This is a genomic window from Streptosporangium sp. NPDC049078, from assembly GCF_040648855.1.
Classification (GTDB): domain Bacteria; phylum Actinomycetota; class Actinomycetes; order Streptosporangiales; family Streptosporangiaceae; genus Streptosporangium.
In genome coordinates, this window is the sequence record NZ_JBEZEL010000021.1 from 145,434 (window position 1) to 159,290 (window position 13,857).

Consider the following 13,857-nt stretch of genomic DNA (forward strand, 5'->3'; position numbering starts at 1 on the left):
GCCATGCAACGCGACATCTCGGCACCGCCCACGACCGACGACCTGCGGCGGGCCATCGCGACGATCGTCGGGACCGAACCCGGCGAGATCACCGGCGACGCCAATCTCGTCTACCTCGGACTGGGATCCCTGGAGATGATGCGGCTCGTCACCCGGTGGCGCCGGCAGGGCATCGCCGTGGAGTTCGGCGAGCTCGCCGCCGAGCCGACCGTCGACGCCTGGCAGAGGCACCTGCGCGCGGCCTGGGAGGCCGGGCAGGTGAAGACGAAAGAGGCCGCCCGATGAGCGCGCTGCTGATCAGGGGCGGCTGCCTCTACCCGGCCGACGCCGAGGCGAGCGTCGTCCCCGACGGCTCCGTGCTCGTCGAGGGCGAGCGGATCGTCGCCGCGGGGAGCACCGAGGAGGTCGAGGCCGCGCTGGAGCCCCGGCACCGCGAGAACCTGCGCACGATCGACGCCAGGGGGAAGATGATCCTGCCCGGTTTCGTCAACGCGCACTGGCACGACCTGTTCGCGATGCGGTTCCCCTTCAAGGGCGCGCTGCGACCCGCCGCCGACCGCGACGACAAGCCCGTGTTCATGGCGCTGGGCGGCGACCTCCGGCAGATCTCGATGGTCTTCGACTCCTTCCACGACCAGATCGACCGGCTCACCCCCGAGGAGGCCGAGGCGATCGCCCGCTACTCGATGTGGACCCAGCTGCGCTCCGGCGCGACCACCCTCGGGGACGTGGGCTCGTTCAACCGGCCGGAGGCACTCGCCTCGGCCGCCCGCCACCTCGGCATGCGATGCTCGGTCAGCACCTGGGCGAGCGACGCGGTGTGCGCCCCCGGCGAGTCGCGGTTCCGCAGGACCCGCGACGCCGACGTGGTGCTGCGGCGGATCGAGGACCTGCTGCGCGCCTGCGAGCAGGACACGAGCGGGCTGGTACGGGCGAGGCCGACCTCGGTCTACGGGGTCACCATGACCGACGAGCTCGGCGCCGGTCTCGCCGAACTCGTCGCCAGGTACGACGTGCCGTTCGCGACGCACGTCGGCGCGCTGCGCAACGAGGCAGAGGTGATGCGGAGCTACTACGGCACGACCCCGGTCCGCAGGTTCGCCGACCTCGGCCTGCTCTCCGACCGGTTCATGGCGGTGCACTGCGCGTTCGCCGACGAGGACGAGCGCAAGATGCTCGTCGCGGCGAACGCGCACATCAGCCACTCGCCGGCGAAGTACGGCCCCGCCGGGGAGTCCTCGCTCACCGAGACCCGGGTGATCCCGGAGTTCCGGCGCGCCGGGCTGGACGTCTCGCTCTCCACCGACGGCGCCGCGCTGCCGATCGGCGGCATGGCCGAGGCGATGCGGGTCACCTGGCAGATCTACAACGAGATGTACGCCGACCCGACCGAGGTGCTTCCGACCGACGCGCTGGCGATGGCCACCCGGATAGCGGCCCAAGGGCTGGACTGGGCGGGGGAGATCGGCAGCGTGGAGGCCGGCAAGCAGGCCGACCTGCTGCTCGTCCCCGCCGACGACTGGCGCTACCTGCTCAATCCACGCCCGCTGGAGAGCTTCCTCGCCCTCGGCGGCTCGGCGGACGTGGACACCGTGATCGTCGCGGGCCGGACCCTGGTGGAGGGCGGCAGGGCCACCGGCCTCGACGAGGACGAACTCGAAGCCGACTACCTTGAGGCACTCGGAACCTTCTCTGTGCGCTGTCTCGGTGTCGATCCCGACCTGGTCGCCACGCTCACCCGTGCGGCACGAAGATGAGGAGGCACGACCGATGCGCGATAAAACAGCTCTGGTCACCGGGGCGGCAGGCGGTATCGGCGAGGCGGTGGTGCGGGCGCTGGCCGCCGAGGGCGTCGCCGTCGCGGCGATGGACGCGAACGCCGAGGCACTGAACACGTTCGTCAAGGAACTCGCCGAGGCCGGGCACCGCGTCCTGGGCCTCGTCGCGGACGTCGCCTCCAGCGCCGAGGTGGACGCCATGGTGGAGCGGGCGGAACGCGACCTGGGACCGATCGACTACCTGGTCAACGCCGCCGGGGTGCTGCGCGTCGGCGCGGGGGCCTCGCTCAGCGACGACGACTGGGACACCACGTTCGCGGTCAACGCGACCGGTGTGTTCCACGTCAGCAGGGCGGTGGCGAACCGGATGATCCCCCGGGGCTCCGGGGCGATCGTCACGCTGGCCTCCAACGCGGCGAGGACCCCGCGCTGGAACATGGCCGCCTACGCGGCGTCCAAGGCGGCGGCGAGCAGCTTCACCAAGTGCCTGGGGCTGGAACTCGCCAAACACGGGATCCGGTGCAACGTCGTCGCCCCCGGCTCCACCGACACACCGATGCTGACCTCGCTGTGGAACGGAGACGACGCGCTGCGGATCTCCATCGAGGGCGCGCCGGAGACCTTCCGGGTCGGCATCCCGATGGGACGGCTGGCCCGGCCCGCCGACGTCGCCGACGCGGTGCTCTTCCTGCTCTCCGACCGCGCCGCGCACATCACCCTGCAGGACCTCACGGTCGACGGCGGCGCCGCCCTCGGCAACTGAGCACGACCCGGCCCACCGAGGCCGGAACCCGGTGGGAACGCCCTCGGTCCGCCCAGGCGAACCCGATGAGCACGACCCCGGCCCGCTCGGGCGACCCCGGCCGGTACGGCCCCGGTCCGCCGAGGCGAACCCGATGAGCACGACCCCGGCCCACCGAGGCCGGAACCCGGTACTTCACGAAGAACGGAGGCACACCATGGCGATCCCGGCGATCGACTCCTATCCCATGCCGACCGAGGACGAACTGCCTGAGAACATCGCGCGCTGGACCGTCGATCCCGATCGCGCGGTGCTGCTCGTCCACGACATGCAGAACTACTTCCTGAGCCCGTTCCCGCGCGGCCAGGCCCCCACGACCGACCTGGTGGAGAACGTCGTGGCCCTGCGGACGCGCTTCGCCGCGCTCGGCGCGCCGGTCGTCTACACCGCGCAGCCGGGAGGGATGACCGACGAGCAGCGCGGCCTGCTCAAGGACTTCTGGGGCTCGGGAATGAGCGCCGACCCCGAGCACCGGATGATCCTGGACCGGGTGGCCCCCGCCGGACCCGACGTCGTGTTCACCAAGTGGCGGCCCAGCGCGTTCTGCCGCACCGGCCTGCTCGACCTGTTGCGCGAGCGGGGTCGCGACCAGTTGGTGATCTGCGGGGTGTACGCCCACGTCGGAATCCTGATGACCGCCCACGAGGGCTTCTCCCAGGACATCCAGACCTTCGTGGTGGCGGACGCGGTGGCCGACTTCTCGCGGGAGTACCACCGGCAGGCGCTGGACTACGCGGCGTCGCGGTGCTCGGTGACGCTGTCCACCCGGTCCGCGCTGGCGATGCTGGACGAGGCGGTCGCGGACAAGGTGGCGTTGAACGAGGTGGCGTTGCACGAGGCGGCCCTGGAAGGAGCGGGACGGTGACCGGGCCGACGACCGGCACGGGGACCGGGACGGGGACCGTTCCGCCCTCCCGGACAGGGGCCGCACCGACGACCCGGACGGAGGCCGGAGCGATGACCGGAACGACAGCCGACGCGAGGAACGAGACGACCCTGCTCGACCGGATCCTCGGTCCGGACGCACCCCCGTTCGCCCTGCTGCACCGTCCCGGCTCGACCGGCGCGGACCGGCTCGACCTGCTCGTCGGGGAGACCACCGAGGTGAGCCGCATCGCGGACATCCCGCTTCCCCCCGAGAACGCCGACGACGACGCCCGGGGCGCCGGTGCCCGGCACGAGGTGCTCGCGATGCTGCCGTACCGGCAGATCGGCGAGCGCGGGTACGCGTTCCCCGACGACGAGGCCCCGCTGCTCGCGATGACCGTCGTCGACCAGGCCGTACTGCCGATGAGCGAGATCCTCGACCGGCTCCCCGACGGGCCGATCGAGCTGGGCGAGGGAGACTTCGACTCCGACGACGAGGAGTACGCGGCCACCGTGCGCCGGGTGCTGTCGGAGGAGATCGGCCGGGGGACCGGCGCGAACTTCGTCATCAAGCGGTCGTTCTCCGCCGAGATCACCAACTGGTCGACCCGCACGGCGCTCGCGTTCTTCCGGCGGCTGGTCGGCAGGGACCCCGGCTGTCACTGGACCTTCGTGATCCACACCGGCGGGCGTACCTTCGTGGGCGCCTCGCCGGAGCGGCACATCACCCTCGACGCGGGCACCGTGGTGATGAATCCGATCAGCGGCACCTACCGGTATCCCGCGGACGGCCCCGAGGTGTGCGGGGTGCTCGGCTTCCTGTCCGACAGCAAGGAGGCGAACGAGCTCTACATGGTGCTCGACGAGGAGCTGAAGATGATGGGCCGGGTGTGCGACCTCGGTGGCCGCACGGTGGGTCCGTACCTCAAGCAGATGGCGCGCCTGGCGCACACCGAGTATCTGATCGAGGGGCGCAGCTCGCTGGACGTGCGGGACATCCTGCGCGAGACCATGTTCGCGCCCACGGTCACGGGCGGCCCGCTGGAGAGCGCCTGCCGGGTGATCAGCCGCTACGAGCCGGAGGGCCGGGACTACTACGCGGGCATGGTCGCGCTGATCGGCCGGGACGAGACCGGCGCGCGGGCGCTGGACTCCGCGATCGTCATCCGTACCGCCGACATCGACGCGTCGGGCCGGATGCGGATCTCCGTCGGCGCCACGCTGGTCCGCGACTCCGACCCGGCCTCCGAGGCGGAGGAGACCCGGACGAAGGCGGCAGGGCTGCTGGAGGCGCTGCGCCACGCGCCGGGCGGCGGCATCGGCGCCTCCGCCCCGGTGGTGGACATGAGCGTCCACCCGAAGGTGCGGCGGGCGCTGATCGAGCGGAACGCGCCGCTCGCCGGGTTCTGGTTCGAGGGACCGGACAGCAGGAGGCACCTGGTGCCGAGACTGGTCGGCCGCAGGGTGCTGGTGATCGACGCCGAGGACACCTTCACCGCGATGGCGAGGCACCAGCTCGCCGCGCTGGGGTGCGAGGTCAGCGTGCGCCGGTTCGACGAGGACTACCGGCTGGAGGAGCACGATCTGGTCATCGTCGGCCCCGGTCCGGGGGACCCCAGGGACCACGCCGATCCCAAGATCGCTCATCTCAGGGAGACGACGCTGCGCCTCCTTGAGCTGGGCATCCCCTTCATGTCGGTCTGCCTCGGCCACCAGGTGCTCAGCACGCTGCTCGGGCTGGAGATCAGGCGGAACCCGTTCCCCAACCAGGGGGTGCAGCGGAAGATCGAGTTCATGGGGCGGACGGAGCTGGTGGGCTTCTACAACACCTTCGCGGCCCGCAGCTCCGCCGACCGGTTCCCCTGCCTGGAGCGCGAGGGCACGGTGGAGGTGTTCAGGGAGGCGTCGAGCGACGAGGTCCACGCGTTGCGCGGCCCCGGCTTCGTCTCGGTGCAGTTCCACCCCGCGTCGGTGCTCACCAGGAACGGCGTGGAGATCCTCGGCGAGGTCCTCAGCGACCTGCTCACGCACGCCGAGCGTCCCGTCCCGGCCGGGGCGGGAGTCTCCCGGTGAGTTCTCGCCCGTGCGGGTCCCGGCTCCTGCGATGAGCCCTCGTCCCGTACGGGCTCTCCCGTTTCGTCGGGGTCTTCCGGTGGGTTCCCGCCCGTGCGGGTCCCGCTCCTGCGGTGAATCCTTGTCCCGTACGGGCTCTCCCGGTGAGCTCCCGTCCCGTGCGGGTCGGGGCTCTCCCGGCGAGCGTGCCAGCGAGACGGAACGGCGGAAACGGTCAGGGGCGGGGGAGGGCCTCGATGGTCTCCATGTGCGACTCGCCCCAGTCGCCGAGCGGGATGAGCGCGGTGTTCAGCGAGTGGCCGAACTCGGTGAGCGAGTACTCCACCTTCGGCGGAACCTGGTGGTATACCTCCCGGTGCACCAGGCCGTACGACTCCATCTCCCGCAGCTGCTGGATCAGCATCTTCTCGCTGATGCCCGACACGCTTCGCCTCAGCTCTCCGAACCGGAGCGGGTTGTGGTGGAGGGCCCACAGGATCAGCGCCTTCCATTTGCCGCCCACGACGTCGATGGCGGCGTCGAGCCCGCACGAATAGGTCTGTTTCTTCATCCCACTCTCCATACTTACAAAAAGGTTAGTACCTGACAAAATAGTAGGTACTTGAGGAAGTTTCAGCGGCGCGACAGCATCAAAACGTCCCAGCCCCGGGGTCACAACGAAAATCCGGGCCTGGGACCTTCGCATGCCGACACCGTATGAAACAGGGGGATAAATGAATATCGACGGCCGTCCGCCGGTGACAGTCATCGGCCTGGGGGCGATGGGAAAGGCGCTCGCCGGAGCCTTCCTGGACAACGGCCATCCCACGACCGTCTGGAACCGTACGGCCGGAAAAGGCGGGGAGCTCGTGGAGCGGGGCGCGACCGAGGCGGCCACCGCCGCCGAGGCGATCGCCGCGAGCCCGCTCGTCGTGGTCTGCGTGCTGGACGACGCCGCCGTACGCGCCACCCTCGGCGCACCGGCCGCGCCCGGCGCGTCCGACAGCGCGGACATCCCACACGCCCCAGGCCCGTCCGGCCTCGCGAACACCCCCGGAACCACCGGCGGCCCCGGCACTTCCACCGGCCCCGGCACCGCGTCCGAAGCCCTGGCGGGCCGGACCCTGGTGAACCTCACCAACGGCACCCCCCGCCAGGCGCGCGAACTGGCCCGCTGGGCCTCCGCCCAAGGCACCGACTACCTCGACGGCGGCATCATGGCGGTGCCCCCGATGATCGGGCGTCCGGGATCGCTCGTCCTCTGCAGCGGATCGCCCCGGGCCTTCGCCGCCCACGAGGAGACCCTGTCGGCGACGGGCACCGTCAGCTACCTGGGCGAGGACGCCGGCCGGGCGGCCCTCTACGACATCGCCCTGCTCAGCGCGATGTACGGGATGTTCGGCGGCTTCCTCCAGGCCGTCGCCCTGGCCGGCTCGGAGAAGGTCCCGGCGACGGAGTTCACGCCGATGGTGGTCTCCTGGCTCAACGCCATGATCGCCGGCCTGCCCGAGATGGCGAAGGCGTACGACACGAACGACCACTCCGCCACCGCCTCGAACCTGGAGATGCAGGCGACGGGGTTCGTCAACCTGCTGGAGACCGGCAGGGACCAGGGCGTCGGCACCGAACTGCTGGAGCCCATGGGGGCGCTGCTCAACCGGGGGGTCGCCGCAGGCAGGGGCGGCGACGACCTCTCGGCCCTGATCGACCTGCTCCGCACGGACCCCGCGAGGAGGGGCCCGGACGCCGGATCGAACGACCTCGGATCGGAGTAGAAGATGACCCACGACCATCCCGTACCGGTGACGGTCCTCGGTCTGGGACCGATGGGCCAGGCGCTGGCCGGAGCCTTCCTGGACAACGGCCACCCCACGACCGTCTGGAACCGCACGGCCGCGAAAGCCGAGGCCCTCGTCGCCCGGGGCGCGACCCACGCCGACACGGTCGCCGACGCGGTCGCGGCGAGCCCGCTCACGATCGCCTGTGTGATCGACTACGACGCCGTACGGGCGATCGTCGAACCGGCCGCCGACGCGCTGAAGGGCCGCACCCTGGTCAACCTCACCGCCGACACCCCGGAGCACGCGCGCCGGATGGCCACGTGGACCGCCGAGCGCGGCGTCGACTATCTCGACGGCGCCATCATGACCCCGACGCAGACCATCGGCGGACCGGCGGCCGTCGTCCTGTACAGCGGACCTGAGGAGATCCACCGCGCCCATCGGCGGACGCTGGCAGGCCTGGGCGGAACCTCCGCGTACCTGGGCGCGGATCCCGGAAGGGCGGCGGCGCACGACCTCGCCCTGCTCGACCTCTTCTGGACGTCCATGAGCGGTCTCGTCCACGCCTTCGCACTGGCGTCCGCGGAGAACATCGCCGCCAGGGACCTCGCCCCGCTCGCCAAGGGGATCGGCGCCCTGCTGCCCGACATCATCGACGAGTTCGCCGAGCAGGTCGACAACGGTGAGCACCCGGGCGACGAGTCCACCATCGTGTCGGCCGCGGCCACCATGGAACACGTCGTCCACGCGGCCCGCGCCCGGGGCATCGACACCGGCGTGATGAGTGCCGCCCACGCCGTCGCCCGACAGGCGATCGACGCGGGTCGGGGCGGCGAGAGCTTCTCACTCCTGGCGGAGGTGCTCAAAAAGCCCGTACCGGCACCCTGATCGGCACTGTGACGGCCCCCTGACCGGCGACGCCTGCCGCTATGCCTGCGACAGGCAGCGGGGAAACCATGAAGAACGCGGGAGCGGCCGAGGGAACCACGACGAGCGCGAGATCGTTGGGCGTAGTGATCGACTCACAGCCTTCGACCGACGCGAGTCGGCGACCGCCTCCCAGGAGCGTGCAGCATGGAAGTGACGGGCATCATCTCCGCTCTCATCATCGGTGTCGTGATCGGAGCGCTTGGCAGGCTGGTGGTCCCGGGACGTCAGTCCATCCCGATCTGGCTCACCATCGTGATCGGCATCATCTCCGCGTTCATCGGCACCGCGATCGCGACGGTGCTGGGAGTGGCGGACACCCGTGGGATCGACTGGATCGAGCTGGTCATCCAGATCGCGGTCGCCGCCGGTGGCGTGGTGCTCGCGGTGAAGGCGTACGACAAGCGCCAGATCCGCTGATCTCTCACTGAACGATCCGGACCGGCCTGTCGTTGAAGGCCGGTCCACGGTGCTCAGGACGCCTGAACATCTGAGCGCCTGGGCCCTTGAGCACCCGAGCATCTGAGCGCTTGGGCACTCGACCCGAGCCCTTGAGTACCCGAGCCCTTGAGTACCCGAGCCCTTGAGCGCCCGAGCGCTTGGGCATCTGGGCGCCGAGAGGCACCGAGAGGAACCGCGGCGGGTCCGTCCTCGCCCGACCCGCTCACCGCCACGATCGTCGGCGCTTGAGCCGAGGGGAGCCGCGCCGGGCCCGTCCCGCTGCGCTGGCGAGACGGGCCCGGCGGTGTGGCCTCTCCGGTGGGACCTCGGTGAGATCGACGGGTCGATCTCACCGAGGTCCCACTACTCGTCCTCGCCCTCGTCGTCCTCGAAGATCTCGTCGACGATCTCGGCCGCGACGAAGCCGCCGACCACACCGGCCGCCCCGGCCGCGGCGACGCCACCCCAGCCAGGCCCGCTGCCGTGGCCACCGTGATGGCCTCCATGGTGACCGCCGTAGTGGCCGCCGCCCTGGTGGGCGTACGGGTCGTGGTGACCACCGTAGGGTCCGCCGCCGTGACCGCCGTAGGGGTCGTGGCCGCCGGCGTGGAAGCCGCCGTGCCCGTTCTGGGCGAGAGCGGCGAGCCAGCCGTTGATCTCGGCGGCCCAGTCACGGTGCGGGGCCTCGTCGTGGCTGGTCTGCCAGCGACCGAAGGCGTCCCCACCGGAGCTGTAGCCGCCGGAGCGCTTGTCGGCCTCCACGATGACGTCCAGGCCCACGGGACTGGCGACGAAGGTGAGCTCGACCTCGTTGATCTGCCCGGCGTACGCGGGCGGCGGGTAGAACTCGATCTCCTGGTAGAACGGCAGCTGCTGGCTGACACCGTAGAGGTGACCGTGCTCGATGTCGGCGCTCTTGAAGTGGAAGCCGAGCCGCACGAACGCGTCGAGCACGGCCTGCTGGGAGACGAGCGGTGCGATCTCGACCGGGTCCATGTCGCCCTTGTCGACGGCCGCGGCGATCGCGAGCTCGGTGCGCACCCCCATGACCATGCCGTGCAGGCGCTGGCCCATCACCTCGGTGACGGGAGCCTCCCACGGCACCGGCAGCTGGAACGGCACCACCCTGTCCTCGCCGCTGCGCAGCCGGAACGGCCCGCTGACCTGCGTACGGAAGAACTCCACCAGGCCCGTCTGCTCACCCTCGCCGTGCTCAGACTCCATCCTGGTGACCAGGCCGAGGGCGATGTACTCGATGTCGGCGTCGAAGTCGCCGCCCTTGACACGCACCTCGCCGCTCAGCAGCTCGCCGGGCCGCACCCTCGGCGCGGCCAGCACGGTGTCAACCGAGGGAGCTCCGACCCCGAAAGCCCCCAGCATCCGTTTGAAGATCACGGTTTCCTCTCTCTGTCTGGTGTGACGGTCGAGATGGAAACGATCACTCCGTGGCCCGGGTTCCCGATGTCCCATGCCGAATCGGCAGGTAAGAAAAACGTGTCTCACCTGGCGCGGAGGTCACAGGTGCACGATTCCTGCCGAGGTGCGGGTGTCATGTCCGTTGTGTCCACCGTGTCCGCCGCGTCCGCAGTGTTGGTTGTGCCGGGGGCCCGCATCGCCTCGACCGTGGCGTTCAGCCGGGAGAGTTCCTTCAGCACGGTGTTGAGCTTGTCCTCGGTCCGCTGCTCCTCGGCGGAGGTGTTGTAGTCGTCCATCGCGTTGACCACCACGGCGACGAAGAGGTTGAGCACCACGAAGGTCGTCATCAGGATGTAGATGACGAAGAAAGTCCAGGCCCAAGGGATTTCGTCCATCACCTGATCGGCGATGTCGGGCCAGGCCTCGCCCGTCATGACCTGGAACAGGCTGAACAGCGAGGTGGGCAGTTCGTCGAAGTAGTCGGGGGCCACCTCGCCGAACAACTGGGTGGCGAGGACGGCGAAGACGTACATCACCAGGGCGAGCAGCCCGACGATGGAGGCCATGCCGGGGGTGGCGGCGAGCAGGGCGTTGACGACCTTGCGCATGCTGGGAACGGCCGCGACCAGCCGCAGCGCGCGCAGGATGCGCAACGCCCGCAGGACCGAGGCCGGGCCGGAGGCGGGCACCAGCGCGATGGCCACAATGACGGTGTCGAACCAGTTCCAGGGATCCTTGAAGAACGCGCCACGGTAGGCGTACAGGCGGGCGGCGAGTTCGACGACGAAGATCGCGACCACGATCCGGTCGGCGACGTGCAGCAGACCCCCGATCCGCTCGATGAGGAAGGGGGAGGTCTCGGCGCCGATCGTGATGGCGTTGAAGACGATGACGGCGATGACGAAACGTTCGACGAGGGGGTTTTCGAGGGAGGAACGCACCCGTTCTCGGTCTGGCAAGTGGTCAGCTCCTGCTGGGGGCGAGACTACGACAACGATGATCGTAAACACGTGCGAACAGGGATCGGCGAGACGATCGAGGTATGACCTGCCTCACAACCGGGCACTCGGCCGGCAGGTGAGACGTTGGCCTGGGCGAACATGTCGCCGTCGTTTTGTCCCGCAGGGGTCCACAGCATGGTGAGACCACCCGGGCCGACGGTGTCCGGATCAGCCGAAACGGTTCACTGGAACCGAGGAGAGAGCCAGGTGATGATGTCCGTGTCGTCGGACTCATGCCATAGAGCGGGACACCACGAAGATTGTCGATCACGGGACAGGGGTTCGCGGTGAGTATCGCCCTCGGCCTCCTGGCCGTGTTTGTGCTGACCCTGGCGACCGGTTACTTCGTCGCCCAGGAATTCGCCTACGTCACCGCCGACAGGCTGGCCCTGTCCCAGCAGGCGGCCGCCGGCGACAAGAAGGCGGCCAAGGCCATCAAGGTCATGGAGCGGCTGTCGTTCATGCTCTCGGGTGCCCAGCTCGGCATCACCGTCACCGCGCTGGTCGTCGGTTTCATCGCCAAACCCGCGCTGGCCGAGCTGGTCGCCCCCGCGCTGGTGGCCGCAGGACTGGGCGGCGCGGTCGACGCCGTCGCCCTGGTGATCGGTTTCGTCATCGCCACGATCATCCAGATGGTGCTGGGTGAGCTCGCGCCCAAGAACCTCGCGCTGGCCAGGCCCGAGCCGCTGGCCCGCGCGCTGGCCTCCTCCACCCTCGTCTACCTGATGATCGCCGGGCCGATCATCAAACTGTTCGACTCGACCGCCAACAGGTTGTTGCGGGCGGTCGGCATCGAACCGGTCGAGGAACTGCACCACGGTGCCACCCTGGAGGAGCTCGGGCACATCATCGGCGAGTCCGAGGCGCACGGGCACCTGCCCGGCGAGCAGGCCGACCTACTGGAGCGGGCGCTGGCCTTCTCCGACCACACCGCCGAGGAGGTCATGGTCGCGCGTGCGAACGTCATCGCCGTCAGCGGCTCGGCGCTGGTCCCTGAGCTGGACGAGATCATCGCCCGCCACGGACACACCCACTACCCGGTGCTCGGCGGTGACGGCGTGGACGACCTGGTCGGCATGGTGAGCCTGCGCGAGCTGGCCGCGCTGTCACCGCAGCGGGCCGCGGGCACGCACGTCGCCGACATCGCCCGCGACGTGCTGGTGGTGCCGTTCTCGACCTCGCTGCCGGACCTGGTGGCGCAGATGCACGCCCGCGGGCAGGAGGTCGCCTGCGTCCTGGACGAGCACGGCGGCCTGAGCGGGCTCGTCACCTGGGAGGACGTCGCGGAAGAGCTGGTCGGGGAGATCGCCGACGAAAACGACCTCGACATCCCCGCCGTGCTCCACACCGGCGAGGACTGGGAGATCGAGGCGGAGCTGCGCATCGACGAGGTGGCCCTGAAGACCGGGCTGGAGCTGCCCGACGAGGACGACTACGACACCGTCGGCGGTCTGGTGCTGGATCGCCTGGGCCGTTTCGCCGTCCCCGGCGACGTGGTCACCGTGGAGTTGGTGCCCTCCACGGCCGATAACGCGCCCACCCACGTCGAGATCGAGGTGTTGACCTTGGACCGGCACGTTCCCGAACGGGTACGGCTACACCCCCTGCGCCGCCTCGGCCCCGCAGGTGAGCAGGCCCACGGACGGCTTCAGTCCGACGAGAGCGAGGAAAGGTGAACCTGCCCCTGGGCCTGGCCCTCACCGTCGCCCTGCTGATCGGCAACGGCTTCTTCGTCGCCTCCGAGTTCGCACTGGTCGCCGCGAAACGGCACCGGCTGGAGAAAGCCGCCGCGCACGGCAGCAAGGCCGCGGCCGCGGCGGTCAAGGGCATCCGCGAGCTGTCGCTGATGCTCGCCGGAGCGCAGCTGGGCATCACGTTGTGCTCGCTGGGCCTCGGCGTGGTCTCCGAACCGCTGATCGCGGGAAGTCTGACCCCGCTGTTTCACGACCTGGGCCTGCCCGAGGCCGCCGCGCACGCGGTCGCCTTCGTGATCGCGCTGGCGATCGTGACATTCCTGCACATGGTCATCGGCGAGATGGCTCCCAAGTCGTGGGCCATCGCCCACCCCGAGCGCTCGGCCACCATCCTGGCGCTGCCGTTTCGCGGCTTCACCGTGGCGGTACGGCCGATCCTGACCACGCTCAACGGTGTCAGCAACCACCTGCTGCGCCTGTTCCGGGTCGAGCCGCGTGATGAGATCTCCAACCCGCGCACCCCTGCCCAGCTGCAACGTCTGGTGGAGGAGTCGCGACGGCTGGGTCTCATCGAGACCACCGACCACGCCGTGCTCACCCAGGCACTGCGCGCTCCGGTCGCCGAGATCGCCCCGCTGGTCACCCCCGCGGACGGCATCATCGCGGTCGCGGCCGACGACTCCTGCCAGGAGGTGATCGACACCTGCGCCCGCACCGGCCGCACCCGCCTGATCGTCCGGGACGACGCCGGTGAGGCGGTAGGCGTCGTACACGTGCGCGACGCCTACCTGGCCCGCCGTCGCGGGACCACCTCTCGCGCGGGCGATCTCGCCTACCGCCTGCCCGAACTGCCCTCCACCGTCTCGGTTTCCGAGGCCGTGACCACACTGCGCGTCGCCCACAGACAGTTGGCGCTTGTCCGTACCCCCGACGGCGCCCTGGCCGGCCTGATCAGCCTGGACGACTTGCTGAGCACCCTACTCATCCCCGCCTGACGGCAAGGACCCCGCGTGAGCACCTGTTCTCTCGGGTCGCGGAGCGTTCGAACCTGCGGCGTACCCACCTTTTGACCGCCGCCCGCACACCGTTCCCTCAGCC

13 protein-coding genes are annotated in these 13,857 nt (G+C 70.1%); 10 read left to right on the forward strand and 3 right to left on the reverse strand.

Going from position 1 to position 13,857, the window contains the following annotated elements; translation table 11 throughout:
• Positions 1 to 3 precede the first annotated feature (3 nt).
• From AB0B90_RS31850 to AB0B90_RS31870, 5 genes are all read left to right on the forward strand, one after another.
• Positions 4 to 285 (forward strand): phosphopantetheine-binding protein, encoded by a 282-nt coding sequence (locus AB0B90_RS31850; protein ID WP_350945200.1) that lies wholly within the window; start codon positions 4 to 6, stop codon positions 283 to 285.
• A complete protein-coding gene (locus AB0B90_RS31855) occupies positions 282 to 1,757 on the forward strand; it encodes an amidohydrolase family protein (protein WP_350945201.1) in 1,476 nt (491 codons plus the stop codon). Before AB0B90_RS31850 ends, AB0B90_RS31855 begins: the two co-directional genes overlap by 4 nt.
• 13 nt (positions 1,758 to 1,770) lie before the next feature.
• A complete protein-coding gene (locus AB0B90_RS31860; protein WP_362926146.1) occupies positions 1,771 to 2,541 on the forward strand; it encodes a 2,3-dihydro-2,3-dihydroxybenzoate dehydrogenase in 771 nt (256 codons plus the stop codon).
• Positions 2,542 to 2,737: 196 nt separating this feature from the next.
• Positions 2,738 to 3,445, forward strand: coding sequence for an isochorismatase family protein (locus tag AB0B90_RS31865; RefSeq protein WP_362926147.1), 708 nt, complete (start codon positions 2,738 to 2,740; stop codon positions 3,443 to 3,445).
• A 92-nt stretch (positions 3,446 to 3,537) separates the two neighbouring features.
• Positions 3,538 to 5,520 carry a chorismate-binding protein gene (locus tag AB0B90_RS31870; protein WP_362926148.1) on the forward strand — a complete coding sequence of 661 codons (1,983 nt, stop codon included), beginning with the start codon at positions 3,538 to 3,540 and terminating at the stop codon, positions 5,518 to 5,520.
• Positions 5,521 to 5,734: 214 nt separating this feature from the next.
• Here the strand turns inward: AB0B90_RS31870 and AB0B90_RS31875 are convergent, their stop codons facing one another.
• Positions 5,735 to 6,070: a helix-turn-helix domain-containing protein gene (locus AB0B90_RS31875; RefSeq protein ID WP_362926149.1), complete on the reverse strand. Its 336-nt coding sequence runs from the start codon at positions 6,068 to 6,070 to the stop codon at positions 5,735 to 5,737.
• A 163-nt stretch (positions 6,071 to 6,233) separates the two neighbouring features.
• Between AB0B90_RS31875 and AB0B90_RS31880 the strand changes: the two genes are divergently transcribed.
• The 3 genes from AB0B90_RS31880 (at position 6,234) to AB0B90_RS31890 (ending at position 8,627) form a co-directional block, all read left to right on the forward strand.
• Positions 6,234 to 7,274 carry an NAD(P)-binding domain-containing protein gene (locus tag AB0B90_RS31880; protein WP_362926150.1) on the forward strand — a complete coding sequence of 347 codons (1,041 nt, stop codon included), beginning with the start codon at positions 6,234 to 6,236 and terminating at the stop codon, positions 7,272 to 7,274.
• A 3-nt stretch (positions 7,275 to 7,277) separates the two neighbouring features.
• Positions 7,278 to 8,168, forward strand: coding sequence for an NAD(P)-binding domain-containing protein (locus tag AB0B90_RS31885; RefSeq protein ID WP_362926151.1), 891 nt, complete (start codon positions 7,278 to 7,280; stop codon positions 8,166 to 8,168).
• Between the two features lie 186 nt (positions 8,169 to 8,354).
• Positions 8,355 to 8,627 (forward strand): GlsB/YeaQ/YmgE family stress response membrane protein, encoded by a 273-nt coding sequence (locus tag AB0B90_RS31890; RefSeq protein WP_350945207.1) that lies wholly within the window; start codon positions 8,355 to 8,357, stop codon positions 8,625 to 8,627.
• 384 nt (positions 8,628 to 9,011) lie between these two features.
• Here the strand turns inward: AB0B90_RS31890 and AB0B90_RS31895 are convergent, their stop codons facing one another.
• Both AB0B90_RS31895 and AB0B90_RS31900 read right to left on the reverse strand, forming a co-directional pair.
• On the reverse strand, positions 9,012 to 10,043 hold the full coding sequence (locus AB0B90_RS31895; protein WP_350945208.1) for a sporulation protein: 1,032 nt from the start codon (positions 10,041 to 10,043) through the stop codon (positions 9,012 to 9,014).
• 104 nt (positions 10,044 to 10,147) lie between these two features.
• Positions 10,148 to 11,023 carry an ion transporter gene (locus AB0B90_RS31900; protein ID WP_362926152.1) on the reverse strand — a complete coding sequence of 292 codons (876 nt, stop codon included), beginning with the start codon at positions 11,021 to 11,023 and terminating at the stop codon, positions 10,148 to 10,150.
• Between the two features lie 329 nt (positions 11,024 to 11,352).
• Here AB0B90_RS31900 and AB0B90_RS31905 point away from each other — a divergent pair, with 329 nt between their 5' ends.
• Together AB0B90_RS31905 and AB0B90_RS31910 are read left to right on the forward strand one after the other, a co-directional pair.
• On the forward strand, positions 11,353 to 12,741 hold the full coding sequence (locus AB0B90_RS31905) for a hemolysin family protein (RefSeq protein WP_362926153.1): 1,389 nt from the start codon (positions 11,353 to 11,355) through the stop codon (positions 12,739 to 12,741).
• Positions 12,738 to 13,754 (forward strand): CNNM domain-containing protein, encoded by a 1,017-nt coding sequence (locus tag AB0B90_RS31910; RefSeq protein ID WP_362926154.1) that lies wholly within the window; start codon positions 12,738 to 12,740, stop codon positions 13,752 to 13,754. Before AB0B90_RS31905 ends, AB0B90_RS31910 begins: the two co-directional genes overlap by 4 nt.
• Positions 13,755 to 13,857: the final 103 nt, after the last annotated feature.

Excerpts from the sequence above, each read along its gene's own strand:
- AB0B90_RS31850 (WP_350945200.1), top strand. The coding sequence starts at position 4 with ATGCAACGCGACATCTCGGCACCGCCCACGACCGACGACCTGCGGCGG.
- AB0B90_RS31855 (WP_350945201.1), top strand. The coding sequence starts at position 282 with ATGAGCGCGCTGCTGATCAGGGGCGGCTGCCTCTACCCGGCCGACGCC.
- AB0B90_RS31860 (WP_362926146.1), top strand. The coding sequence starts at position 1,771 with ATGCGCGATAAAACAGCTCTGGTCACCGGGGCGGCAGGCGGTATCGGC.
- AB0B90_RS31865 (WP_362926147.1), top strand. The coding sequence starts at position 2,738 with ATGGCGATCCCGGCGATCGACTCCTATCCCATGCCGACCGAGGACGAA.
- AB0B90_RS31870 (WP_362926148.1), top strand. The coding sequence starts at position 3,538 with ATGACCGGAACGACAGCCGACGCGAGGAACGAGACGACCCTGCTCGAC.
- AB0B90_RS31875 (WP_362926149.1), bottom strand. The coding sequence starts at position 6,070 with ATGAAGAAACAGACCTATTCGTGCGGGCTCGACGCCGCCATCGACGTC.
- AB0B90_RS31880 (WP_362926150.1), top strand. The coding sequence starts at position 6,234 with ATGAATATCGACGGCCGTCCGCCGGTGACAGTCATCGGCCTGGGGGCG.
- AB0B90_RS31885 (WP_362926151.1), top strand. The coding sequence starts at position 7,278 with ATGACCCACGACCATCCCGTACCGGTGACGGTCCTCGGTCTGGGACCG.
- AB0B90_RS31890 (WP_350945207.1), top strand. The coding sequence starts at position 8,355 with ATGGAAGTGACGGGCATCATCTCCGCTCTCATCATCGGTGTCGTGATC.